Below are 22,854 nucleotides of genomic sequence, written 5' to 3' on the forward strand. Positions count from 1 at the left end.
AAAAAATACTTTCAACAGCAGGTTCTCAGGCCGCCCGGCCGGTGTCGTAGTTCTCCGGGTCGGCGGTGGCCAGCACCCACGCGTACTGGAACGCCACCTCTTTCCACCGCTCGTACCGGCCGCTGATGCCGGCGTGCCCGGCGGTCATCTCGGTCTTCAGCAGCACCGGACGGTCATCGGTCTTGTGATGGCGCAGCGCGGCGACCCATTTCGCCGGTTCGACGTAGTACACCCGGGTGTCGTTGAGCGACGTCATCGCCAGGATCGCCGGATAGTCCTGCGCGGTGACGTTCTCGTACGGCGAGTACGACTTCATGTACTCGTAGACTTCCTTGTCCTCCAACGGGTTGCCCCACTCGTCCCACTCGGTGACGGTGAGCGGCAGGGACGGGTCCAGGATCGTCGTGAGCGGGTCGACGAACGGCACCTGCGCCAGCACTCCGGCGAACAGCTGGGGTGCCATATTCGCCACCGCGCCCACCAGCAGGCCACCGGCGCTGCCGCCGTAGGCGACCAGGTTCTGCGGCCGGGTGACACCGGTGTCGATGAGATGCTCGGCCACCGCGATGAAATCGGTGAAACTGTTCTTCTTCTCGAGCATCTTGCCGTGTTCGTACCAGGGCCGGCCCATCTCACCGCCCCCGCGCACATGGGCGACGGCGAACACCATGCCGCGGTCCAGCAGCGACAACCGGGCGATCGAGAACCGCGGATCCTCACACGCCTCGTAGGAGCCGTAGCCGTACAGCAGCGTCGGCGCCGGGAACTGCGCCCCGGCCCGGTGGACGATCGACACCGGGATCCGGGCACCGTCCGGGGCGATGGCCCAATCCCGGCGCTCCACATAGTCTTCCGGCCGGTAGCCGCCGAGCACCGGCTGCTCGCGCAGCAGCGTGCGCTCACCGGTGGCCAGGTCGATGTCGTAGACGCGCACCGGGGTGATGAACGACGTCACCCCCACCCGCAGCTTCGGTGCCGCCCAGTTCGGGTTGGCGCTCAGGCCGGCCGAGGTGAGCTCGGTGTCGAAGGTGATCTCCTCCGGGGTGCCGTAGCTGCCGTCGTCGCGGATCGGCCACAGCTGGATGCGGGGCAGCGCCTCGCCGCGGTAGCTGACCACCAGATGGTTGGCGAACGCGTCGACGGCGTCGAGCCGGACGTCGTCGCGGTGCTCGATCAGGGTGCGCACACGGCCCGAGTCCGGGGCCGGGTCGGCCACCGGCACCTCCACCAGGGTGAAGTTCACCGCGCCGTCGTTGTGCAGGATCAAGAACCGGTCCTCGCCGCCGATCACGGCGTGTTCCACGGAGTACTCCACCCGGTCGCGGCGCGGCCAGATCACGGTGAACTCGGCGTTCGGGTCGGCGGCGTCGGCGTAGCGCACCTCGGAGGTGACGGCGCTGCCGGCGACGATCATCACGTACTTGTCGCTGCGGGTGCGGCCGACGCCCAGCCAGAACCGTTCGTCGGGTTCGTGGTACACGAGCTCGGCGTCGTCGCCGGATCCCAGGCGGTGCCGCCAGATGCGGTCCGGGCGCCAGGCGGCGTCGACGGTGGTGTAGTAGATCGTGCGGTTGTCGGCGGCCCAGGTGGCTCCGGCGGCGATCCCGGTGATGGTGTCGTCGTACATCTGGCCGGTCCGCAGATCCTTGAACCGCAGCGTGTACCGCTCGTCGCCGACGACGTCCACCGAGTAGGCCAGGGTGTTGCCGTCCAGACTGACGGTGGCCGCGCCGAGCGCGAAGAAGCTGTGCCCCTCGGCTTCGACGTTCTCGTCGAGCAGCACCTGCTCGCCGGGGATCTCGGTGTGCTCGTCGAACTGCGGCGGGGTCCAGTCGTCGGAGTCGGCGACCGGGCAGCGGCAGTGCACCCCGTACTGCTTGCCCTCGAAGCTGCGCGCGTAGTACCACCAGTCACCGCGCCGGACCGGCACCGACAGGTCGGTCTCCTTGGTGCGGGACTTGATCTCCTCGAAGATCTGCCGGCGCAACGGTTCCAGATGCGCGGTCACCTGCTCGGTGTAGTCGTTCTCCGCCTCGAGGTGGGCGATCACGTCGGGGTCGGATTTGTCACGCAGCCATTCATAGGGGTCGATGAACACGTCGCCGTGGTGTTCGCGGCGGTGCTCCACCCGTTTGGCTACCGGCGGATTGATCTGCGTCATGCTGAGGGTCCGATCCATTCGTCGAAGTTGAGGCCCGAAATTCGTTCGTAGGCTTCGATATAACGTTCGCGGGTGGCGTTGACGATGTGCGGCGGCAACGGTGGCGGCGGTTGATCGCCGTACCGGTCCCAGCCGGACTCCGGCGAGGTCAGCCAGTTGCGGACGAACTGTTTGTCGAAACTGGGCTGCACCTGCCCTTCGGTGTAGCTGTCGGCCGGCCAGTACCGCGAGGAGTCCGGGGTGAACACCTCGTCGGCCAGCCGCAGCGCTCCGCTGTCGTCGACACCGAACTCGAACTTGGTGTCGGCGACGATGATGCCCTTGCGCAGCGCATGCTCGGCGCCGGCGCGGTAGGTCCGCAGCGTCAGCGTCCGCAGTTGTTCGGCCCGTTCCCCGCCGACCAGCGCGACCACGTCATCGAAGGTGATGTTCTCGTCGTGGTCACCCTGCGCGGCCTTGGTGGCCGGGGTGAACAGCGGCTCGTCGAACTTGCTGGCCTCCACCAGCCCGGGTGGCAGCGGGATACCGCACACAGCGCCGGTCTTCTGGTAGTCGATCAGCCCGGACCCGGTGAGGTAGCCGCGGGCCACGCACTCCACCGGCAGCATCTGCAGCTCCCGCACCACCAGCGCGCGGCCCAGCACCTCGCCGGGGATGCGCGGATCGTCGGCCGGGCCGGCCAGGTGGTTCGCCACCCCGTGCTCGCGTTCGAGCAGGTCGAAGAAGAACACGCTCATCGCGGTCAGGATGCGGCCCTTGTCGGGTATCTGCGTGTCGAGCACATGGTCGTATGCCGAGATCCGGTCGGTGGCCACGAACAGCAGGTGATCGGCGTCGACACGGTAGAGCTCCCGAACCTTGCCGCTGGCCAGATGTTGGTAGTCAGACAGAGCAGGGCGCATCGGGCCAGCTTAGTGGGCCGGATCCGGGCGGATCTGTGCTGGGATCGAGCCATGCGATCACGCTATGTGCCCTACGCCACAACCCCGGCCCGGTTGTTGGCCCAGTTACTGAGCGACATCGTCATCGCACTGTGGATCGCGGTGTGGGTGCTCGTCGGTATGGCCGTGCACACCGCGGTGTCGACCATCGCTGAGGTCGGCCGCAACGTGCACACCGGCGCCACCGGGGTGTCGGAGAACCTCGAGTCGGCCGGTGACCGGGCCGACAGCTTCCCGCTGATCGGCGACGCCCTGGCCAACCCGCTACGCGCGGCCAGCGACGCGGCGCTGGACATCGCGGGGGCCGGCCACACCCTCGACACCACCGCGGGCTGGCTGGCGTGGGTGCTGGCGCTGGCGGTGGCGTCGCCGCCGATCCTGGCGGTCGCGGGGCCCTGGCTGGTGCTGCGACTGCGGTTCGCCCGGCGCAAGTGGACCGCGCTGTCGCTGGCCGCCACCCCGGCCGGGGAGCAGCTGCTGGCGCTGCGCGCGTTGGCCAACCGGCGGCTGGCCGCGCTGGTGGCGGTCGACGACGATCCGGTGGCCGGCTGGCGCCGCCAGGATCCGGCGGTGGTCCGGGGGCTGGCCGCGGTGGAACTGCGTGCCGCCGGTATCCGCTGAACAGCGATTTCGGCGTGCAAACGATCGCTGAGCGACGGTATGCACGCCGAAATCACGGTTCGGAACGGCCGGTGAAGCGACGCCAGGCCGCGCCGAAGCTGTACCGGACGGTGACGGTGGCCAGCCGGACCCTGCCGCGGATCACCAGGTGCAGCCGTTGGGACGGCGGCGCCGCCGGCACCCGGCCGTTGACGGTGCTGGCGAAGGTCTCCACCGCGTTGACGTCCCCGGTGGCCCCGTCCGGCAGGATCAGCGTGGTGGTGCTCAGGTAGTCATCGATGTCGACGTGCACCACCGGGCTGCGCAGCATCGCGACGGTGAAATCGAGGGTGGTGTCGCACATCCGGGTGTCCACCACCACCCGCGCCGGCACGGACCACTCCCCCTTGCGCGACAACGTCGAGAACCGGCCGCGCAACAGCAGCGGCTGCGTACTCTGCGCGAGGTCCGGTCGCCGCGCCATCGGCAGGTCGGCCAGCACCTTGTCGAGCTCGCCGCGGGTGCGGGCGGCCAGCGCGACGTCCACGCGTTCGGTGTACTCGTCGAGTGTCAGCATGCCCTCGCCGACCGCACGCTCCAGCAGCTGCCGCACCGCCGCCCGGTCCGCATCCGAGGCCCGCAGGTGGGCGTCATGATGGCCAGAATCCATGCGTTTCAGGCTAGGGCTTCACGCTTCGGGTTCAGTCGTTCGGCCCGAACTCCACCATCAGGTGTCGCAACCCGGTGTGCCGGTTGCTCCGGGTCCATTCCGGGGCCGCGGCCAGCCGCACGGACCCGAACCGCCGCAGCAGTTCCCCGAACAGCACCCGGATCTCCAGCCGCGCCAGGTTGGCGCCCAGACAGTAGTGCACGCCCTGACCGAATCCCAGGTGCGGGTTGGGTTTCCGGGTGACATCGAAGACGTCCGGGGCGTCGAACACCGTGCCGTCGCGGTTGGCGGAGGCCTCCCACACCAGCACCTTGTCCCCCGGTTCGATGTGCTGCCCGCCCAGCGTCGCAGGCCGGGTGGCGGTGCGGCGTTTGGACGGGGACGGCGACGTCCAGCGCACCATCTCCTCGACCGCGGTGGGCAGCAGGCCGGGGTCGGCGCGCAGCGCCGCGAACTGGTCGGGCCGCTCGGCCAGCGCCAGCAGCCCGCCGGCGATCGCGTTGCGGGTGGTCTCGGCGCCGGCGCTGAACAGCAGGTTGAAGAACAGATACACCTCGAGGTCGGTGACCGGGTCGGGCAGGTCGGCGTTGGCGACCACCGACAGCATGTCGTCGGTCGGCGTGCGGCGTTTGGCGGCGATCAGCTCCTGACCGAAGGCGTAGATCCGGGACCCGGCCTCCTCGACAGACAGCCGGGTGATCGACGCGCTGCGGGCCGCCCCGAAGTCGAAGCTCGGTTCGATCGCGGCGAACAGCCAATGCCGTTCGCTCTCCGGAATTCCCAGCAGGATGCAGATCATCTGCATGGGAAGTTCCACCGCCACCTCGACGACGAAGTCGACGGGCCGGCCGGGTTCGATCGCCTCGAACAGCCGGGCCGCACGGGACCGCAGATCGTCTTCGACCCGGGTGATCATGCGCGGCGTCAGCCCGGAGCTGACCAATCGGCGGATCTGGGCGTGCCGCGGATCGTCCATCATGTTGAGCACCTGCCCGGCGATCGGCAGATCCTGCAGCAGGGTGCCGCCGTATTGCCGGTCGCCACCGGTCACCGACGAGTAGGTGACCGGATCTCGCAGCACTGCAAGGGTTTCCAGATAGGTGGCCACCGACCAGAACCCTTCGCCGTCGGGGGTGTGCTCGGTGGGTTCATGCCAGTACACCGGGGCGGCCGCGCGGTGCTCGGCGAACAGCTCGTGCGGGAACCCGGCGGCGAAGTTGTCCAGGTCGGTCAGGTCCACCCCGGCCAGACTCACAAGATGGCCCCCGAGGTGTACTTGGCGGCCTCCGGATACCGGCTGACCAGTTCGTCGACCGCGCCGACCACGGTGTCGACCTGCGATGCCGCGGCTCCGGTGAACGCCTGCCGGTCGGCGAGCGCGGCGTCGAGCGCCGGGCGGTCCAGCGGCAGCCGCGGATCGGCGGCAAGCCGGTCCAACAGGTCTGGCTCCGAACCCTTTTCGCGCATGTCCAGCGCGACGGCGACGGCGTGCTCCTTGATCACCTCGTGCGCCGCCTCGCGACCCATACCCGCGCGCACCGCGGCCATCAGGATGCGGGTGGTGGCCAGGAACGGCAGGTACCGGTCCAGTTCCCGCTGGATCACCGCCGGGTAGGCGCCGAACTCGTCGAGCACGGTCAGGAACGTCTCGATCTGGCCGTCGATGGCGAAGAACGCGTCGGGCAGCGCCACCCGGCGCACCACCGAACAGAACACGTCGCCTTCGTTCCACTGCGCGCCGGCCAACTCGGCCGCCATCGACGCGTAGCCGCGCAGCACCACCTGCAGTCCGTTGACCCGTTCGCAGGACCGGGCGTTCATCTTGTGCGGCATCGCCGAGGAGCCGACCTGACCGGGCGCGAAGCCCTCGGTGACCAGTTCGTGGCCGGCCATCAGCCGGATGGTGGTGGCCAGCGAGGACGGGGCGGCCCCCAGCTGCACCAGCGCGGAGATCACCTCATAGTCCAGCGATCGCGGGTACACCTGCCCGACGCTGGTGAAAACCTCCTTGAAGCCCAGGAATTCGGCGACCCGCCGCTCGAGTTCGGCCAGCCGCTCCGAGTCGCCGCCGAACAGGTCGAGCATGTCCTGCGCGGTGCCCATCGGGCCCTTGATGCCGCGCAGCGGGTAGCGGGCGATGATCTCCTCGAGCCGGGTCAGCGCCCCGAGCATCTCCTCGGCGGCCGAGGCGAACCGCTTGCCCAGCGTGGTGGCCTGGGCGGCGACGTTGTGGCTGCGGCCGGCCATCACCAGGTCGCGGTAGCTCAGCGCGCGTTCGGCGAGCCGGGCCACCACCGCCACCCCGTGCGCGTGCACCAGTTCCAGCGAGCGGCGGATCTGCAGCTGCTCGACGTTCTCGGTGAGGTCGCGGCTGGTCATCCCCTTGTGCACGTGCTCGTGGCCGGCCCGGGCGTTGAACTCCTCGATCCGTGCCTTGACGTCGTGGCGCAGCACCCGTTCGCGGGCGGCGATCGCATCCAGGTCGACGTCCTCGACCACCCGCTCGTAGTCGGCGATCACCTCGTCGGGGATGTCGACACCGAGCTCGGCCTGGGCCCGCATCACCGCGATCCACAGCCGACGCTCGGCGACTACCTTGGCCTTCGGCGACCAGATCGCCGTCATCTCGTCGCTGGCGTAGCGGTGGGCCAGCACATTCGGGATCGTCACAGATACACAGCTTACGGGGGACGAAAGGGCGGACCGGCGGATGCGCTTTGTCGGACTCGACCTGGCCTGGGGTACCCGCAACCCGTCCGGGGTGGCGGTGCTGGCCGCCGACGGCACGCTCGACCATGTCGGCGCGGCGCGGGATCACCGCACGGTGCTCGACACCGTCCGTCCGTTCACCACGGGTGCGTGCCTGGTCGGCATCGACGCACCGCTGATCGTGCGCAACGCCACCGGGCGGCGGCCCGCCGAGGCCGCCCTGAACGCCGACTTCGCCCGCTTCGACGCCGGCGCACATCCGGCGAACACGTCGCTGCCGGTGTTCGCCGCGGGCCTGCCGGGGGCGCGGATCGCCGATGCGTTGGGCCTGGACGTCGATCCGCGGTCCACCGCCGAACGCCGGGCGATCGAGGTGTACCCGCATCCGGCCACCGTCGCGTTGTTCCGGCTGGGCCGCACACTGAAGTACAAGCGCCGCGGCCGCCGCACCGTCGAACAGCGCAAATCCGCTCTGCTGCAGTTGATGTGGTTGCTCGAAGGGCTCGACACCGCCGACCCGTCGCTGTATGTCGACCATCCCCACTGGCGGGCGCTGCGCCGGCAGGTGGCGACGGCGACCGGGCCGGTTCAGCTGGACCGGGCGGAGGATCCGGTGGATGCGGTGTTGTGCGCCTACATCGCGATGTTCGCCCACCGGCGTCCCGGTGACGTCGTGGTGTACGGCGACGGCGCCACCGGATACATCGTCACGCCACGGCTGCCTGCGGACCTGACGCCGGCTCCGCGGGTGCGGGCGGTCAGTCCGGCGGCAGCACCATCTTGGCCGGATCGCCGACGGCGCGGGTGGGGATGCCGAGCTGACGGTTGATCGCCATGGTCACGCCGAACAGCAGCACGCCGATGACGATCAGCACGACCGACAGCAGGTACTGCTGCGCCGGCCGGCCGGACAGCGGGGTCACCAGATACAGCGACGCCACGAATCCCACCACCGGGAGGAAGGTCGGGGTGCGGAAGTGCCGCCGCGCCACCACCGGATCGCGCGACTCGTCGCGGCGCAGCACCAACACCGCCACGTTGACCATCGCGAACACCGCCAGCAGCAGCAGCGAGGTGGTGCCGCCGAGGACGGCGATGGCGGTGCTGTCGGCGAACGCGGTCACGTAGAAGATCAGGCCGAAGGCGATGAGGGTGGTGAAGATGATCGCCACCCACGGGGTCCGGCGGCGGGGGTGCACCGATCCGAGGACCGGCGGCAACACCCGCTGGCGGGCCATGCCGTAGATGAGCCGGCTGGCCATCAGCATGTTGATCAGCGCCGTGTTGGACACCGCGAACATCGAGATCCACGGCAGCAGCTCCTCGATGGGCAGTCCGGGCGCCCCGGCCTTGACCACCTCGACCAACGGGACATCGCTGGCCTGCAGGGTGCCGACGGGCACGAGGGCGACCGCGACGATGGCGACGACGACGTAGACGGCGCCCGCGATGCCCAGACCGGTCAGCAGGGCGCGAGGGAAGATCACCACCGGGTCCCGCGTCTCCTCGGCCATGTTGACCGAGTCCTCGAACCCGACCATCGCGAAGAACGCCAATGACGTTGCGGCGCTGACCGCCAGGAAGACGCTCTTGTCGGTGGTGGTCTCGAAGGCGACCACCCGGGTGAAGTCGACGTCGGCGCCGCCGCCGGTGAAGGCCCACAGCCCGACGAAGATCACCAGCAGCAGACCGGAGATCTCGACGATGGTGAGCAGGACGTTGAGCCGGACGCTCTCCCCGACGCCGCGCAGGTTCACCATCGCCAGCAGGGCCATGAACAGCAGGGCCACCCCGGCGACTCCGAGCCGGCCCCACTCCTGGCCCAGCCCCACCTCCAGGTTGGCGGCGAAGAACCGCGATGCGGTGGACGCCGACGTGATGCCCGAGCACATCACGATGAACGCCACCAGGAAGGTGACGAACTGGATTCCGAACGCCTTGTGGACGTACAGCGCCGCGCCGGCGGCCTGCGGGTATTTGGTGACCAGCTCGAGGTAGCTGAACGCGGTGACGGTCGCGATGAGGAAGGCGATCAGGAACGGCAGCCACGCCGCTCCGCCGACCTCTCCGGCCACGTCTCCGACCAGGGCGTAGATTCCGGTGCCCAGGATGTCGCCGACGATGAACAGAAGCAGCAGGCCGGGCCCCAGCACCCGGCGCAGCTCGGGCTGTGCCTGCTCGGTTCGCGTCCCGCTCATCGCCGGCCTTCCGGTCGGTGGACGGCGTTGATCATCGCTCAAGCGTACGGTGCCAGCACGTCGATCACGTCGATCAACGTCGAACGCGCCGTCGCCCGCGGACCGTCCCCGTCGCCGACCAGGGCCGCGACCACCGCCCCGTCGACCGCGCACACCAACGCGCTGACCAGTTCGGGGCGCACCGCGCGGCCGGACCGCTCCACCACCTTGACCACGGCGTCGGTGCGCTGCTTGCGGATCTGCCGCTGGATGTCGCGCAGCGCCGGCTGCCGGGCGCAGGCGATGTAGCGCTCGTAGCGGGAGATCAGCTCCTCGGTGGCGGTGATGCCCGAGGCGGTGCCGACCAGCACGTCGACCAGCACGTCGGCGGTGGTCTCGGCGCCGCGGCGGCGCCGGGCCACCGCCGCCACCCGCTGCTCGAGCTGCCGGGTCTCCCGGGCGCCGATATGGGTGACGGCCTGCACGATCAGATCGTCGAGCGAGGAGAAGTAGTAGGTGGTCGACGCCAGCGGCAGCCCGGCCCGCCGGGCCACCGCCCGGTGCCGCACCGCGTCGAAGCCGCCTTCACACAGCAGCTCGGCGGCCGCACTGATCAGTGCGTCCCGCCGCCGCTCTCCCTTCGGAGTCACCGCTGCCGTCACGTTTAGCATGCTGCCAGCAATAACGCTGCGGCATGGAGCTTTCGACGGAACACTCAGCGATCACTCAGCCGGGTGCGGGCCGGCGCCGGCCGCCGTCAGCCGACTTCGGCGCAGACCAGTTTCGGTTCGTGGTGATCGCCCTCGCCGCCGGCCTCGTGCACGACGACGGTGAGCGCCTCGCCGTCGGGCAGCGGCCGGTCCACCTCGGTGACGGCGAATCCGCTGCCGACCGCGTCGCTGGTGAAGGTCAGGTGCACCTCGTTGGGCGGCATGTCGTCACCGTTCGGGTCGAACTTGAAGTGCGGGCCACCGGGATCCGGCGCGTCACACGGCGAGGTGTGCAGATGGGCCACGTAGTCCACCCGGGGGCCCAGGCCGAACATCGTGAGCGTCACCGTCGCGCCTTCGGGGGTGCGCACCTGCTCGGCGACGCCGCCGATCTCCTCGGCGCCGGCCGGGGCGTCCGGCACGGGCGCGAACTCACCGCGCAGCGTCACGGCGTCGGTCTCGGCCTCGACGGAGGTGGTGGTCTCTCCGGTGTCCGGGGCGGCCTCCTCGCTGTCACCGCCGCCGCAGGCGGCCAGCGGCAGCGTCAGGGCCGCCAATGCACCGAGCGCCAAACGGGTTCGTGTGGTCATCTCAAGACTCCTTCTGTCGGGTGCCGGGCAGTTCGATGCGGTTCTCCGCCGCAGCGAGGGCGATATCGGACCGAAAGTGGCTGCCGGGCAACCGAATCGATTTGATCACCCGGTAGGCCTGGTCCCGGGCGGCGGCCAGGTCCTCGCCGGTGCCCACGATGGACAGCACCCGCCCGCCCGCCGACACCACCGAGCCGTCGGAGCCGCGCGCCGTCCCCGCGTGCAGCACGCCGTCGGCCTCGGCCCCGACGATCACATCGCCGACGCGGGGACGTCCTGGATAGTTCTCGGCGGCCAGCACCACCGTCACCGCGGCGCCGTCGCGCCAGCGCAGGGCGGGCTGCTCGGCCAGCCGCCCGGTGGCGACGGCGTGCAGCAGCTGCCCCAGCGGGGATTCCAGCAGTGCGAGCACGGCCTGGGTCTCGGGATCGCCGAAGCGGCAGTTGAACTCGACCACCGCGGGTCCGGCGGAGGTGATCGCGAGCCCGGCGTACAACACCCCCGAGAACGGGCTTCCGCGCCGGACCAACTCGGCGGCAACGGGTTTCACGATGTCATCGACGATCCGGGTGACGGTCTGATCGGGCAGCCACGGCAGCGGCGCGCAGGCGCCCATACCGCCGGTGTTCGGCCCGGCGTCGCCGTCACCGACGCGTTTGAAGTCCTGCGCGGGCAGCATCGGCACCACGGTCTCGCCGTCGACCAGGCACAGCAGCGAGACCTCCGGGCCGTCCAGGAAGGTCTCCAGCAACACCGGGTGCCCGGCGTCGAGCAGGGCGGCGGCGTGGGCGCGGGCCGCCGCGCGGTCCGCGGTCACCACCACACCCTTGCCGGCGGCCAGGCCGTCGTCCTTGACCACCCACGCGGGGTCACCGGCCGGGGGCCCGAACCGGTCCAGGGCGGCGTCCAGATGGGCGGGGTTGTCGATGAGTTCGCTGCCGGCGGTGCGCACCCCGGCGGCGGTCATCACGTCCTTGGCGAACGATTTCGACCCCTCGATGCGGGCCGCCTCCCTGGTCGGGCCGAAGCAGGCGATGCCCGCCGCGCGCACCGCATCGGCAACGCCGAGCACCAGCGGCACCTCGGGTCCGATCACCACCAGGTCCGCCTGGATCTCCTTGGCGAGTCGGGCGACCGCGTCACCGGAGGCGATGTCGACGTCGTACTGGTCGGCGATGGCGGCGGTGCCCGCGTTACCCGGCGCGATGGCGAGGCTGTCCACGCCGGGGTCGCGCCGCAGCGCCATCAGTAGGGCGTGTTCACGAGCTCCTGAGCCGATTACGAGGACGCGCACAGTTCTCAACCCTAATGGCACAGCCAGGCCATACACCTTCACCATTAGTGTATGGTCGGTGTCGAGCGTGTCCCGTGTCACACGAAGGAGGTGGTCGCCATGTCGGCAGCCCACAGCAGCCCCGCCCTCGGTCAGAGCCCATTCGGCGCCGGTTTCGATTTCACCGATCCGGACGTTCTGCTCCGCGGTATCCCGGTCCGTGAGTTCGCCGAGCTGCGCAAGACCGCGCCGGTGTGGTGGTGCGAGCAGCCCGAGACGATCTTCGGCGACACCGGTTACTGGGTGATCAGCCGCCACGAGGACATCAAGAACATCTCGCGCAACAGCGATCTGTGGTCGACCAACCGCAAGGGTGCGGTGATGGTGATGCCGGAGGGCGCCACCCCCGAACAGCTCGAGCTCACCAAGGCGCTGCTGATCAACCACGACCCGCCGGAACACACCCGGCTGCGCAAGCTCGTCTCGCGGCTGTTCACCCCGCGCGCGGTGGCCGAACTGGAGTCGAAGCTGGCCGTGGCCGCCCGCGACATCGTCGCCCGGGCCCGGGAGCGGGGCAGCGGCAACTTCGTCGAGGACATCGCGATGAATCTGCCGCTGCTGGCGATCGCCGATCTGATCGGGGTTCCCGAGGAGGACCGGGAGAAGGTCTTCCACTGGTCGAACTGCATCATCAACACCGACGACCCGGACTTCGACTCGGATCCGACGGCGGCCAATGCCGAGCTGATGGGCTATGCGTACACCATGGCCGAGCAGCGCCGCCGCCATCCGCAGGACGACATCGTGACCCGGCTGGTGCAGGCCGACCTGGAGGACGGCAGCGGTGAGGCGCTGGGCGAGGTCGAGTTCGCGTTCTTCGTGATCCTGCTGGCGGTGGCCGGCAACGAGACCACCCGCAACGCGATGACGCACGGGATGAACGCGTTCTTCGAGAACCCGGATCAGTGGGAGCTGTTCAAGCGGGAACGGCCGGAGACCGCGATCGACGAGATCGTGCGGTGGTCCACACCGGTGCACTGCTTCCAGCGCACCGCGCTGGCCGATGTCGAGATCGGTGGGGTGACGATCCGGGAAGGCGAGCGCGCGGGCCTGTTCTACAGCTCGGCCAACTACGACGAGGAGGTCTTCGACCGGCCGTTCGAGTTCGACATCCTGCGCGACCCGAACCCGCACCTGGGGTTCGGCGGACACGGCGCGCATTACTGCATCGGCGCCAACCTGGCCCGCATGGAGATCAAACTGATCTTCAACGAGATCGCCGATCAGATCCCTGACATCGCCAAACTGTCCGAGCCGGTGCGGCTGCGGTCGGGCTGGCTCAACGGTGTGAAGGAGCTGAGGGTCTCCTACGTGGGCTAGCCATCCCGCCCACGCAGTAGCATTCCCACCATGCGCACCCACGGCTGGGGCGGTTCGGCGCCGGCCAGTGACGAGGAGGCGATCGCGCGGATCCTCGAGGCCGCCAAGCGGACCATCGAGGAGCGCGGCGCCGAGTTCAGCATCGCCGACGTCGCCCGAGCCGTCGGGGTGACCCGGCAGACGGTGTACCGGTATTTCCCCAGCACCGACGCCCTGCTGGTGGCGGCGGCCATGCATGCGGCCGGTGACTTCCTGGACCGGCTGGCGGTCCACCTGCAGGGCATCACCGATCCGGTGGAGGCGGTCGCCGAGGCGATCGCCACCACCCTGGAGTGGCTGCCCGAGGACACACACATCGGGCTGCTGGTGGCGCCGGGCCGGCCCACCGCGCACACCGAGTCGGTGACCTCCGATGTGGCGATCGACTTCGCCAACAGGATGTTGCGCCGGTTCGACGTGGACTGGGCGGCGGTCGGCTACTCCGACGCCGACCTCGACGAGCTCGCCGAGCACCTGCTGCGGGTCATCCAGTCGTTCGTCATCGATCCGGGCCGGCCGCCGCGGGACGGCCAGAGCCTGCGCGCCTACCTGCGCCGGTGGGTCGGCGCGGCGGTCACCGGAGCACGGTGAGCGGCAACGACTTGCGCGGCTGAAACTCGAACGTCGCGCCGCCGCTGACCTTCGCCACCGCGACCTCGCCGAATTCCTCGGCGGGGGTGCCGGTTTCGAATATCCTGGCGGTCCATCCGTCGGCGCCGCCGGTGAGCTCCACATCGAGGCGGGGGTCCACCGCCCGCACGATGGCCTGCAGGGGTCGCGGCTCACCGGGGTTGACCAGCGACACCCACGCCCCGTCCTGATGCGCCGGCGACCGGCGCACGGTCAGCACGTCCGGCCCGAACTCGGCGTCGACGTAGGCGGCGGGGTTGACCAGCGGATGCAGTTCGAGCACCCGGCGCGCGCCCTCGACACCGCCGGGCAGCCCGAGCGCGCGGTGGATCCGCTCGGCGCCCAGCCCCGCCACGCCGATCAGCTGTCTGGTACAGATGTCGGTGGCCAGGTCGGTGTCGGAGCCGGCCCGGTTGCCGACCGCGATCACGAACGACAGGTTCAGCAGGTGCATCTGCACGCACACCTCGTCGGCGATGCGCACCAGCGCCGAATGGGAGAACGCCCCGAAATCAAGATCGCTGAGCAGCGGGCCGGCGTAGTCGTTCTCGCCGTCGCCGCCGGGATCGATGGGGTCGAGTTCCAGTGTCGCGGCGCGGGTTCGGCGCATCACCTCGAGCACCGGGTGGTCCGCGACCTCCGGGTTGCTGTCATCGATGGTCACCGTCCACGCGCAGTGCGGGTGACGGTCGGCGGGTTGGCGGGGCGGCCGGTGGATGGGCCGGATCTGCGCCCGCCGGTTGGTCGCCACCGCGGTGGCGTCGAAGGTCGGATCCTCGATGTCGTGGCACATGCCGCGCACATAGTCCTCGCCCATCGGTTCGACGTCGAGCAGGGCGCCGCAGTGGTCCAGGTGGAACTCGCCGTGGTACCGGTCGTGCACGGTGTAGCGGAAGTCCATGAACTGCGGTGGCGCGCCGATGTCGAGCTGCATCCCCTTGAAGATGGTGACGACGTCGTCGCCCTCGAAGTCCAGTGCGCGCTGCATCCGTTTGGTGTAGATCGGGCTTGCGCCCATCCACTCCTCGATCGCGATCTGCAGCATCTCCTCGCGACCGAAACTACTGATGCACCAGGCCATTCCGGACCTGTCGATCATCTGGCCGATGAGCAGCAGCTCGGGCACGAGCACGGCCAGCTGCTCGCGCGTCAGCGTGGCGTACCTACTGGTCATGCTGGTCATGGATCGTCTCACCGGAATGCATCCGCACCGCCGCGTCGACATTCGCCTTGCGGTCCTCACCCTTGCCCTCGGCGGCGGCCTTGCGCCGGTTCTTGATCACCTTGCTGACCGCGCCGTCGAGCTTGGAGCCCAGCGGGAAGCCGAGGTAGTGGGTGAGGAAGACAGCCATCTCCTTGAGTTCGTCCTCGGTCAGCTCGCCGTTGGCCAGCGCGGCGTTGGCCTGGATCTCGGCCAGGTCGGAGTTGCCGACGGCCGTCACCGCGGTCAGCGTCATGATCCGCTTGTCCCGCATGGACAGACCCGGGCGGGTCCAGATGGTGCCGAAGAGGTGGTCGACGGTGAGGTCGAAGTACGGATCGCCCTCGATGTTCGGCATCTCCCAGCCGTAGACCTCGTTCATCTTCTCGAGGCCCCTGCGGCGCAGCTCGTCCATCTGACTCACTCCTTCGTGTGTGGCACGCCCAGCGCGGCGGCCAGGTTCTGCAGGGCGATCCGCGCCAGCGGCAGGTCGACCCCGGTCTGCCGGCCCAGATCCAGCGCCAGGCTCAGGTCCTTCTCCCCCAGCCCGCGGGTGTGGGTGAACGCCTCGTAGAGCCAGTGGTCGGGCTCGAGGTCGCGCATGTCCTCCCGCACGATGATGGCGCCGGGCCCGCCGCTCTGGGCGTCGCTGTGGCGCACCACCCGTCCCAGTGCCTGCAGGCTCAGCCCGGCCGCCTCGGCTAGTTCCATCGCCTCGCAGGCCGCCACGTAGCTGGTGAACGTCAACATGTTGCGGGCCAGTTTCATCCGGGTGCCCGCGCCGGGTTCGCCGGCGTGCACGACGAGCGAGGCGAACCGTTTGAAGGCGGGTTTGATCCGCTCGTAGACGTCGCGGTCGGCGCCGACCATCACCGCCAGTTCGCCCTTCTCCGCCGCGCCGCCGCCACCGCTGACCGGTGCGTCGACGAGGTGAATGTCTTTCGGCCGCAACTGCTCGGCGAGTTCGACCGCGGTCTCGGGGCGGATCGTGGAGTGGATCGCGATGACGGTGCCGGGTCCGGCGCCGGCGGCCAGTTCGTCGACCACCGCGCGCACCTGCTCGTCGTCGAGCACGGTGACGCTGATGATGTCGGCCTTCGCGACGTCGGCGACGCTGTCGGCGAGGTTGGCGCCGACCTCGGCCAGCGGCGTCATCGCCTCGGTCCGCACGTCGTAGACGATGAGCCCGCCGGGCCAGTCGACGAGGCGTTTGGCCATCGGCGCGCCCATGTTGCCGAGGCCGATGTACCCGAGCTTGAGGTCACTCATCGGATGATCTGCCCGCCGTCCACGTTGAAGATCTGCCCGGTGATCCACTTGGCCTGATCCGACAGCAGGAACAGGCACATGCCGACCAGATCCTCGGGTTCACCCAGGCGCGACAACGGGATTCGCTTCACGATGTCGTCGACCATCTCCTTCGGGGTGGTCGACCGGTTGGCCTCGGTGTCGATGGGCCCCGGCGCGATCGCGTTGACGCGGATGTTCTGCCCGCCGAGTTCGGTGGCCAGCTGCTGGGTGAGGCTGTTGAGGCCCGCCTTGGCCAGTCCGTAGTAGTTCGAGTACAGCCACGCCGCGGTCGACGACTGGTTGACGATCGCACCGCCGCCGCGTTTGGCCATCTTCTTGTACACCGCCCGGGTGCACACCAGCGCACCGTCGAGGTTCACGCTCATGAACCTCTTGTAGTAGTCCCAGTCGACGGTGATCAGGAAGTCCAGCTTCATCCCGCCGAAGATCGCGGCGTTGTTGACCAGGTAGTCGATGCCGCCGAACTCCGAGACCGTCTGCGCGGCCATCTCTTCGGCCGACTCCGGGTCGGACACGTCGACGGGCACCGCCAGCGCGTCGCCGCCCTCACCCTTGATGCCGTCGGCGACCTTCTGGGCGCCTTCGGTGTTGATGTCGGCCACCACCACCGCCGCGCCCTCGCGGGCCAGCGCCTCGGCGTAGGCCTGGCCGATACCGCCACCGGCTCCCGTGACGATCGCGACCTTGTCGTCGAACTGCCCCATCAGCGTTCTCCTCTGCTCCCGAAAGCCACATTCACCGCCGTGGCCACCCCTATTGCGCCACCGCCGTGGCGATGACCTTGAGCTCGGTGTACTCCTCGAACCCGGCCACGCCCATCTCACGGCCGATGCCGGACTGCTTGTAACCGCCGAACGGGGCGTCGGCGGAGTACCAAATGCCGCCGTTGACGTTGACCGTGCCCACCCGCAGCCGGGCGGCGACGGCCTGTGCACGCTCGTCGTCACCGCTGAACACGGTGCCGCTCAACCCGTACGGGGAGTCGTTGGCGATGCGCACGGCATCGTCGTCGCCGTCGTGGGCGATCACGGTGAGCACCGGGCCGAAGATCTCCTCGCGAGCCACCCGGGCGTCGTTGGTCAGCCCGGCGATCACGGTCGGCTCGATGAAGAAGCCGACGTCGCGGTCGGCGGGTCGCCCGCCACCGCAGGCGAACCGGCCGCCTTCGGCGACGGCGAGGTCCAGATAGCCCTGCACCCGGTCGCGCTGCCGCGCGGAGATGACCGGCCCGCACACGGTGCGCTTGTCGGTGGGGTCCCCGGGCTTGAGCGAGCCCATGGTGGCCGCGGCGGCCTCGACGGCCTCGTCGTAACGGGCCCGCGGTACCACCAGCCGGGTGGTGATCGCGCAGCCCTGACCGGCGTGCATCGCGGCGGTGAAAGCCGCCATCGAACAGGCCCCGGCCAGATCGGCGTCGTCGAGCACCAGGAAGGCCGATTTGCCCCCGAGCTCGAGGAACACCTTCTTGATGGTGGCGGCGGCGTCGGTCATCACCGACCGGCCGGTGGCGGTGGATCCGGTGAACGACACCATGTCGACCCGCGGATCGGAGGCCAGCACGGCCCCGACGGCGTGGTCGCTGGAGGTGACGATGTTGATGACGCCGGGCGGGAAGTCGGTGTGCCCGGTGATGAGCTCGCCGAGCACCGCGCCCGCCCACGGGGTGTCCGGTGCGGGTTTGAGCACCAGGGTGTTGCCGGCGGCGAGCGCCGGGCCGATCTTGGCCAGGTTGATCTGGTGCGGGAAGTTCCACGGGGTGATCGCGCCGACCACGCCGACCGGCTCTCGCACGATTCGTCGGTCAGTGGGGATGCCCTGCGGGGTGGCGCGCCCGAGATCGGTTGACCACCGGTAGTTCTCGGCGGTGTCGGCGGCGAACGACAAGTCCTCGACGGGGGTTTCCAGCTGCCCGCCGGAGGTGAGCATCCGGGGCGCGCCGACCTCGGCGATGGTGAGCTCGCGCAGCTCCTCCAGATGGTCTCGCATCGCCTGCTGCAGCTGCCGCAGACAGCGCACCCGCAGGGCGGTGTTGGTCGACCAGTCGGTGTCGTCGAAAGCCCGCCGCGCCGCGTCGATCGCCCGCACCATGTCATCGGCGTCGGCGTTGGCGGCGACCCCGAGCACGTCCTCGGTCGCCGGATTGATGGTGGTGAAGGCGCCGGCGCTGCCGGCGACCAGTTTGCCGTCGATGAGCAGGCGGCTCTCGCGATCGGCCAGTAACGACATTCGAACTCCACTTCCGGAATCGCTGGACAACTGTCCGGCTCGGTTGCGTCGAACATAGTCGCATCGCCACCTCCGCGGCAAGGCAGAGCCGCTGAACTGCCCGTGCAGATCGCTTGATCTCGGTGCTTTTCAGGGCATTCAGGGGCCATGCTTGCCTGGCGCAGACCGCGTCGGCTACGTTGGACATGTGTCCAGCGAAGCGGTGTCCGCCATCACATCCGAGGCGGGAGCCACCGGTGATACCCGCCGCAACCGGCGCCAGGAGGAGACCTTCCGCAAGGTCCTGGCGGCCGGTATGGAGACGCTGCGCGAGTCCTCCTACGCGGATCTGACCGTGCGGGCGGTGGCCGCGCGCGCGAAGGTGGCCCCGGCGACGGCCTACACCTATTTCTCGTCCAAGAACCACCTGATCGCCGAGGTGTATCTCGACCTGGTCCGCCAGGTGCCCTACTTCACCGATGTCAACGATCCGATGCCGACCCGGGTGGAGAAGGCGCTACGCAGCCTGGCGCTGGTGGTCGCCGACGAACCCGAGGTGGCGGCCGCCTGCACCACCGCGCTGATGAGCGGAAACGATCCCGCGGTGCGCAAGGTCCGGGACCGGATCGGCGCCGAGATCCACCGCCGCATCCGCTCCGCGGTCGGACCGGGGGCGGATCCCCGGCTGGTGTCGGCGCTGGAGATGACGTTCTTCGGCGCCCTGGTGCACGCCGGTAGCGGCGCCTTCACCTATCACCAGATCGCCGACCGGCTGAGCTACGTGGTGGGGCTCATCCTGGGCGAAGACCAACATGCTCCCACCCCCGGAGGGGATGAATGACCGTCACCGAACTGATCCTCGACCCGTACGATTACGACTTCCACGAGGATCCCTACCCGTACTACAAGCGGTTGCGCGACGAAGCCCCGCTCTACCACAACGAGGACCTCGGGTTCTGGGCGCTGTCGCGGCACGCCGACGTGCTGAAGGGGTTCCGCAACAGCGTCAACCTGTCCAACAAGTACGGCGTCTCACTGGATCCGGCGTCCCGGGGCCCGCACGCCAGCAAGACCATGTCGTTTCTGGCCATGGACGACCCGGAACATCTGCGGCTGCGCACCCTGGTCTCCAAAGGGTTCACCCCCCGGCGGGTCCGCGAGCTCGAACCGCGGGTCACCGAGATCGCGACCCAGCACCTCGACACCATGCTGGCCAGGGCCGGTGACAACGAAACCGTCGACTACGTCGACGAATTCGCCGGCAAGTTGCCGATGGACGTGATCTCGGAGCTGATGGGGGTGCCCGAGCCGGACCGCGCCCAGTTGCGGGCCTGGGCCGACGGGGTAATGCACCGCGAGGAGGGCGTCACCGACGTGCCCCCCGCCGCGGTGGAGGCCTCCATCAACCTGATCGTCTACTACCAGCAGATGGTCGCCGAGCGGCGCAGGAAGCCGACCGACGACCTCACCACCGCGCTGCTGGAGGCCGAGATCGACGGGGACCGGCTCACCGACGACGAGATTCTCGGGTTCATGTTCCTGATGGTCATCGCCGGTAACGAGACCACCACGAAACTGCTGGCCAACGCGATGTACTGGGCCCACCGGAATCCGGACCAGATCGCGCCGCTGTACGACGATCTGGACCGGATCCCGCAGTGGGTGGAGGAGACGCTGCGCTACGACACCTCCAGCCAGATCCTGGCCCGCACCGTCGTCGGGGACCTCACCCTGTATGACACCAGGATCCCGGAGGGCGATGTGGTGCTGCTGCTGCCGGGCTCCGCCCACCGCGACGAGCGGGTGTTCGACGATCCCGACCGGTACCTGATCGGTCGCGAGATCGGTTCGAAGCTGGTGAGTTTCGGCAGCGGCGCGCATTTCTGCCTCGGCGCCCATCTGGCCCGGATGGAGGCCCGGGTGGCGCTGACCGAGTTGTTCAAGCGGATCCGCGGCTACGAGGTCGACGAGGCGAACGCGGTGCGCGTGCACTCGAGCAACGTACGCGGATTCGCCCATCTGCCCATCACAGTGGAGGTTCGTTGATGCCCCGTTTCGACCCGCACCCCGAACGTCGTCCGGCGATCGTCGCCGGCGCCTCGTCGGGAATCGGAGCGGCCACCGCCAAAGAACTGGCGGCGCGCGGCTTCCCGGTCGCGCTCGGCGCCCGCCGGGTGGAGAAGTGCGAGGAGCTCGTCGAGCAGATCCGCGCCGACGGCGGTGAGGCGGTCGCACTGCACCTCGACGTCACCGACCCGGATTCGGTGAAGAGCTTCGTGCACGGCGCCGCCGAGAAGCTCGGCGACATCGAGGTTCTGGTCGCCGGTGCGGGCGACACCTTCTTCGGCCGGCTGCACGAGATCAGCACCGAGGAGTTCGAGTCGCAGGTGCAGATTCATTTGATCGGCGCGAACCGGCTGGCCACCGCGGTGCTGCCGGGCATGGTGGAACGCCGCCGCGGGGACCTGATCTTCGTCGGATCCGATGTCGCCCTGCGCCAGCGGCCCCACATGGGCGGCTACGGCGCCGCCAAGGCGGGCCTGCTGGCGATGGTGCACAACCTGCAGATGGAGCTGGAGGGCACCGGGGTGCGCGCCTCGATCGTGCACCCGGGGCCGACGAAGACGGCGATGGGCTGGAGTCTGCCCCCGGACCGCATCGAGCAGGCCCTCAACGACTGGGCGAAGTGGGGGCAGGCCCGCCACGACTACTTCCTGCGGGCCTCCGATCTGGCCCGGGCGATCGCGTTCGTCGCCGAGACCCCGCGCGGCGGTTTCATCGCGAACATGGAACTGCAGCCGGAGGCTCCGCTGGCCGACGCGCCGAAGGAACGTCAACAACTCACGTATCCGGAGACATCATGACCAGCCAGCAGCTCAAAGAGGTCCCCCGGGTTTCCGGCGGAGAAGAGGAACACGGCCACCTCGAGGAGTTCCGCACCGACCCGATCGGCCTGATGCAGCGGGTCCGCGACGAGTGCGGTGACGTCGGGTATTTCCAGCTCGTCGACAAGCCGGTGATCCTGCTGACCGGTGCGGAGGCCAACGAGTTCTTCTTCCGCGCCGCCGACGAGGACCTCGACCAGGCCGCGGCGTATCCGTTCATGACGCCGATCTTCGGGAAGGGTGTGGTGTTCGACGCCAGTCCCGAGCGGCGCAAGGAGATGCTGCACAACTCGGCGCTGCGCGGCGAGCATATGAAGAGCCACGCCACCACGATCGAGGGCGAAGTGCGCAAGATGATCGCCGACTGGGGCGATGAGGGCGAGATCGACCTGCTCGACTTCTTCGCCGAGTTGACGATCTACACCTCGACGGCGTGCCTGATCGGGTTGAAGTTCCGCAATCAGCTCGACAAACGCTTCGCCGAGTACTACCACCTGCTCGAACGCGGCACCGACCCGCTGTGCTACGTCGACCCGTACCTGCCGATCGAGAGTTTCCGGCTGCGCGACGAGGCGCGGGCGAAACTCGTTGAGCTGGTTCAGGAGATCATCGATCAGCGGCTGGCCAACCCGCCGAGAAGCAAGGCCGACCGCGACATGCTCGACGTGCTGGTGTCGATCAAGGACGAGAACGGCGACCCGCGGTTCTCCGCCGACGAGATCACCGGCATGTTCATCTCCCTGATGTTCGCCGGCCACCACACCAGCTCGGGCACCTCGGCGTGGACGCTGATCGAGCTGATCCGGCATCCGGAGATCTACGCCGAGGTGCAGGCCGAGCTCGACGAGCTCTACTCCGACGGGCAGGCGGTGAACTTCCACGCGCTGCGCCAGATCCCCAAGCTCGACAACGTGGTCAAGGAGACGCTGCGGCTGCATCCCCCGCTGATCATCCTGATGCGGGTGGCCCAGGGTGAGTTCGAGGTGTGCGGCTTCCCGATCCACAAGGGCGATTACGTCGCCGCCTCCCCGGCGATCAGCAACCGGATCCCCGAGGACTTCCCCGACCCGGACGCGTTCCGGCCGGACCGCTACGACAAGCCCGAGCAGGCCGACATCGTCAACCGGTGGACGTGGATCCCGTTCGGCGCCGGCCGGCACCGCTGCGTCGGCGCGGCGTTCGCCCAGATGCAGATCAAGGCGATCTTCTCGGTTCTGTTGCGGGAGTACGAGTTCGAGATGGCTCAGCCGCCGGAGAGCTACCGCAACGATCACTCCAAGATGGTCGTGCAGCTGCAGCAGCCGGCCAGGGCCCGCTACCGGCGGCGCGCCAAGGCCGCCAAGGCCGCCAAGGAATAGTGCCAGGAGAGCAG

General features: G+C 69.1%; 22 protein-coding genes. 8 read left to right on the forward strand and 14 right to left on the reverse strand.

Going from position 1 to position 22,854, the window contains the following annotated elements; translation table 11 throughout:
• Positions 1 to 25 precede the first annotated feature (25 nt).
• Positions 26 to 2,179 (reverse strand): S9 family peptidase, encoded by a 2,154-nt coding sequence (locus CKW28_RS19750; RefSeq protein WP_435405801.1) that lies wholly within the window; start codon positions 2,177 to 2,179, stop codon positions 26 to 28.
• Complete coding sequence (locus CKW28_RS19755) at positions 2,158 to 3,063, reverse strand: phosphoribosylaminoimidazolesuccinocarboxamide synthase (RefSeq protein ID WP_003926262.1); 906 nt, start codon at positions 3,061 to 3,063, stop codon at positions 2,158 to 2,160. Before CKW28_RS19755 ends, CKW28_RS19750 begins: the two co-directional genes overlap by 22 nt.
• A gap of 51 nt (positions 3,064 to 3,114) precedes the next feature.
• Here CKW28_RS19755 and CKW28_RS19760 point away from each other — a divergent pair, with 51 nt between their 5' ends.
• Positions 3,115 to 3,723: a hypothetical protein gene (locus CKW28_RS19760; RefSeq protein WP_040547164.1), complete on the forward strand. Its 609-nt coding sequence runs from the start codon at positions 3,115 to 3,117 to the stop codon at positions 3,721 to 3,723.
• Positions 3,724 to 3,775: 52 nt separating this feature from the next.
• On the opposite strand, the gene CKW28_RS19765 is transcribed toward CKW28_RS19760, so the two are convergent.
• From CKW28_RS19765 to purB, 3 genes are read right to left on the reverse strand one after another with little or no spacing between them, the layout of a single operon-like run.
• On the reverse strand, positions 3,776 to 4,372 hold the full coding sequence (locus tag CKW28_RS19765; RefSeq protein ID WP_003926264.1) for a DUF1707 SHOCT-like domain-containing protein: 597 nt from the start codon (positions 4,370 to 4,372) through the stop codon (positions 3,776 to 3,778).
• A gap of 31 nt (positions 4,373 to 4,403) precedes the next feature.
• On the reverse strand, positions 4,404 to 5,627 hold the full coding sequence (locus CKW28_RS19770; RefSeq protein ID WP_003926265.1) for a cytochrome P450: 1,224 nt from the start codon (positions 5,625 to 5,627) through the stop codon (positions 4,404 to 4,406).
• A complete protein-coding gene (gene purB / locus CKW28_RS19775; RefSeq protein WP_003926266.1) occupies positions 5,624 to 7,042 on the reverse strand; it encodes an adenylosuccinate lyase in 1,419 nt (472 codons plus the stop codon). The genes CKW28_RS19770 and purB overlap by 4 nt, the downstream gene beginning before the upstream one ends.
• Positions 7,043 to 7,082: 40 nt before the next feature.
• Here purB and CKW28_RS19780 point away from each other — a divergent pair, with 40 nt between their 5' ends.
• On the forward strand, positions 7,083 to 7,910 hold the full coding sequence (locus CKW28_RS19780) for a DUF429 domain-containing protein (protein ID WP_003926267.1): 828 nt from the start codon (positions 7,083 to 7,085) through the stop codon (positions 7,908 to 7,910).
• Here CKW28_RS19780 and CKW28_RS19785 read toward each other — a convergent pair.
• The 4 genes from CKW28_RS19785 to purD all read right to left on the reverse strand — a co-directional run bounded on the left by CKW28_RS19785 (position 7,840) and on the right by purD (position 11,852).
• Positions 7,840 to 9,279 (reverse strand): APC family permease, encoded by a 1,440-nt coding sequence (locus CKW28_RS19785; RefSeq protein ID WP_003926268.1) that lies wholly within the window; start codon positions 9,277 to 9,279, stop codon positions 7,840 to 7,842. The two genes, CKW28_RS19780 and CKW28_RS19785, sit on opposite strands and share 71 nt — an antisense overlap.
• Positions 9,280 to 9,317: 38 nt before the next feature.
• Complete coding sequence (locus CKW28_RS19790; protein WP_040547166.1) at positions 9,318 to 9,929, reverse strand: TetR/AcrR family transcriptional regulator; 612 nt, start codon at positions 9,927 to 9,929, stop codon at positions 9,318 to 9,320.
• A gap of 86 nt (positions 9,930 to 10,015) precedes the next feature.
• Complete coding sequence (locus CKW28_RS19795) at positions 10,016 to 10,558, reverse strand: hypothetical protein (RefSeq protein ID WP_050811989.1); 543 nt, start codon at positions 10,556 to 10,558, stop codon at positions 10,016 to 10,018.
• Between the two features lies 1 nt (position 10,559).
• The gene (gene purD / locus CKW28_RS19800; protein ID WP_040547168.1) at positions 10,560 to 11,852 is read right to left on the reverse strand and encodes a phosphoribosylamine--glycine ligase; all 1,293 of its coding nucleotides are present in this window, start codon (positions 11,850 to 11,852) and stop codon (positions 10,560 to 10,562) included.
• Positions 11,853 to 11,951: 99 nt separating this feature from the next.
• On the opposite strand from purD, the gene CKW28_RS19805 reads away from it, so the two are divergent.
• Together CKW28_RS19805 and CKW28_RS19810 are read left to right on the forward strand one after the other, a co-directional pair.
• Positions 11,952 to 13,211 (forward strand): cytochrome P450, encoded by a 1,260-nt coding sequence (locus tag CKW28_RS19805; RefSeq protein WP_040547649.1) that lies wholly within the window; start codon positions 11,952 to 11,954, stop codon positions 13,209 to 13,211.
• A 30-nt stretch (positions 13,212 to 13,241) separates the two neighbouring features.
• Entirely contained in the window at positions 13,242 to 13,841 is a 600-nt protein-coding gene (locus CKW28_RS19810) for a TetR/AcrR family transcriptional regulator (protein WP_003926273.1), read from the forward strand.
• On the opposite strand, the gene CKW28_RS19815 is transcribed toward CKW28_RS19810, so the two are convergent.
• From CKW28_RS19815 to CKW28_RS19835, 5 genes are read right to left on the reverse strand one after another with little or no spacing between them, the layout of a single operon-like run.
• Complete coding sequence (locus CKW28_RS19815; protein ID WP_003926274.1) at positions 13,825 to 15,054, reverse strand: hypothetical protein; 1,230 nt, start codon at positions 15,052 to 15,054, stop codon at positions 13,825 to 13,827. The two genes, CKW28_RS19810 and CKW28_RS19815, sit on opposite strands and share 17 nt — an antisense overlap.
• The gene (locus CKW28_RS19820) at positions 15,044 to 15,496 is read right to left on the reverse strand and encodes a carboxymuconolactone decarboxylase family protein (RefSeq protein ID WP_003926275.1); all 453 of its coding nucleotides are present in this window, start codon (positions 15,494 to 15,496) and stop codon (positions 15,044 to 15,046) included. Before CKW28_RS19820 ends, CKW28_RS19815 begins: the two co-directional genes overlap by 11 nt.
• 5 nt (positions 15,497 to 15,501) lie before the next feature.
• A complete protein-coding gene (locus CKW28_RS19825; RefSeq protein ID WP_003926276.1) occupies positions 15,502 to 16,350 on the reverse strand; it encodes an NAD(P)-dependent oxidoreductase in 849 nt (282 codons plus the stop codon).
• Positions 16,347 to 17,096, reverse strand: coding sequence for an SDR family oxidoreductase (locus tag CKW28_RS19830; RefSeq protein ID WP_003926277.1), 750 nt, complete (start codon positions 17,094 to 17,096; stop codon positions 16,347 to 16,349). The genes CKW28_RS19825 and CKW28_RS19830 overlap by 4 nt, the downstream gene beginning before the upstream one ends.
• A 49-nt stretch (positions 17,097 to 17,145) precedes the next feature.
• A complete protein-coding gene (locus tag CKW28_RS19835; protein ID WP_003926278.1) occupies positions 17,146 to 18,618 on the reverse strand; it encodes an aldehyde dehydrogenase in 1,473 nt (490 codons plus the stop codon).
• 187 nt (positions 18,619 to 18,805) lie between these two features.
• On the opposite strand from CKW28_RS19835, the gene CKW28_RS19840 reads away from it, so the two are divergent.
• From CKW28_RS19840 to CKW28_RS19855, 4 genes are read left to right on the forward strand one after another with little or no spacing between them, the layout of a single operon-like run.
• Complete coding sequence (locus CKW28_RS19840; protein ID WP_003926279.1) at positions 18,806 to 19,438, forward strand: TetR family transcriptional regulator; 633 nt, start codon at positions 18,806 to 18,808, stop codon at positions 19,436 to 19,438.
• Complete coding sequence (locus CKW28_RS19845; RefSeq protein WP_003926280.1) at positions 19,435 to 20,643, forward strand: cytochrome P450; 1,209 nt, start codon at positions 19,435 to 19,437, stop codon at positions 20,641 to 20,643. Before CKW28_RS19840 ends, CKW28_RS19845 begins: the two co-directional genes overlap by 4 nt.
• Positions 20,643 to 21,461 (forward strand): SDR family oxidoreductase, encoded by an 819-nt coding sequence (locus CKW28_RS19850; RefSeq protein ID WP_003926281.1) that lies wholly within the window; start codon positions 20,643 to 20,645, stop codon positions 21,459 to 21,461. The genes CKW28_RS19845 and CKW28_RS19850 overlap by 1 nt, the downstream gene beginning before the upstream one ends.
• The gene (locus tag CKW28_RS19855; RefSeq protein WP_003926282.1) at positions 21,458 to 22,840 is read left to right on the forward strand and encodes a lanosterol 14-alpha demethylase; all 1,383 of its coding nucleotides are present in this window, start codon (positions 21,458 to 21,460) and stop codon (positions 22,838 to 22,840) included. Before CKW28_RS19850 ends, CKW28_RS19855 begins: the two co-directional genes overlap by 4 nt.
• Positions 22,841 to 22,854 lie beyond the last annotated feature (14 nt).

This window comes from Mycolicibacterium thermoresistibile, from assembly GCF_900187065.1.
GTDB lineage: Bacteria > Actinomycetota > Actinomycetes > Mycobacteriales > Mycobacteriaceae > Mycobacterium > Mycobacterium thermoresistibile.

Excerpts from the sequence above, each read along its gene's own strand:
- CKW28_RS19750 (WP_435405801.1), bottom strand. The coding sequence starts at position 2,179 with ATGGATCGGACCCTCAGCATGACGCAGATCAATCCGCCGGTAGCCAAA.
- CKW28_RS19755 (WP_003926262.1), bottom strand. The coding sequence starts at position 3,063 with ATGCGCCCTGCTCTGTCTGACTACCAACATCTGGCCAGCGGCAAGGTT.
- CKW28_RS19760 (WP_040547164.1), top strand. The coding sequence starts at position 3,115 with ATGCGATCACGCTATGTGCCCTACGCCACAACCCCGGCCCGGTTGTTG.
- CKW28_RS19765 (WP_003926264.1), bottom strand. The coding sequence starts at position 4,372 with ATGGATTCTGGCCATCATGACGCCCACCTGCGGGCCTCGGATGCGGAC.
- CKW28_RS19780 (WP_003926267.1), top strand. The coding sequence starts at position 7,083 with ATGCGCTTTGTCGGACTCGACCTGGCCTGGGGTACCCGCAACCCGTCC.
- CKW28_RS19785 (WP_003926268.1), bottom strand. The coding sequence starts at position 9,279 with ATGAGCGGGACGCGAACCGAGCAGGCACAGCCCGAGCTGCGCCGGGTG.
- CKW28_RS19790 (WP_040547166.1), bottom strand. The coding sequence starts at position 9,929 with ATGCTAAACGTGACGGCAGCGGTGACTCCGAAGGGAGAGCGGCGGCGG.
- CKW28_RS19795 (WP_050811989.1), bottom strand. The coding sequence starts at position 10,558 with ATGACCACACGAACCCGTTTGGCGCTCGGTGCATTGGCGGCCCTGACG.
- CKW28_RS19805 (WP_040547649.1), top strand. The coding sequence starts at position 11,952 with ATGTCGGCAGCCCACAGCAGCCCCGCCCTCGGTCAGAGCCCATTCGGC.
- CKW28_RS19810 (WP_003926273.1), top strand. The coding sequence starts at position 13,242 with ATGCGCACCCACGGCTGGGGCGGTTCGGCGCCGGCCAGTGACGAGGAG.
- CKW28_RS19815 (WP_003926274.1), bottom strand. The coding sequence starts at position 15,054 with ATGACCAGTAGGTACGCCACGCTGACGCGCGAGCAGCTGGCCGTGCTC.
- CKW28_RS19820 (WP_003926275.1), bottom strand. The coding sequence starts at position 15,496 with ATGGACGAGCTGCGCCGCAGGGGCCTCGAGAAGATGAACGAGGTCTAC.
- CKW28_RS19825 (WP_003926276.1), bottom strand. The coding sequence starts at position 16,350 with ATGAGTGACCTCAAGCTCGGGTACATCGGCCTCGGCAACATGGGCGCG.
- CKW28_RS19830 (WP_003926277.1), bottom strand. The coding sequence starts at position 17,096 with ATGGGGCAGTTCGACGACAAGGTCGCGATCGTCACGGGAGCCGGTGGC.
- CKW28_RS19835 (WP_003926278.1), bottom strand. The coding sequence starts at position 18,618 with ATGTCGTTACTGGCCGATCGCGAGAGCCGCCTGCTCATCGACGGCAAA.
- CKW28_RS19845 (WP_003926280.1), top strand. The coding sequence starts at position 19,435 with ATGACCGTCACCGAACTGATCCTCGACCCGTACGATTACGACTTCCAC.
- CKW28_RS19850 (WP_003926281.1), top strand. The coding sequence starts at position 20,643 with ATGCCCCGTTTCGACCCGCACCCCGAACGTCGTCCGGCGATCGTCGCC.
- CKW28_RS19855 (WP_003926282.1), top strand. The coding sequence starts at position 21,458 with ATGACCAGCCAGCAGCTCAAAGAGGTCCCCCGGGTTTCCGGCGGAGAA.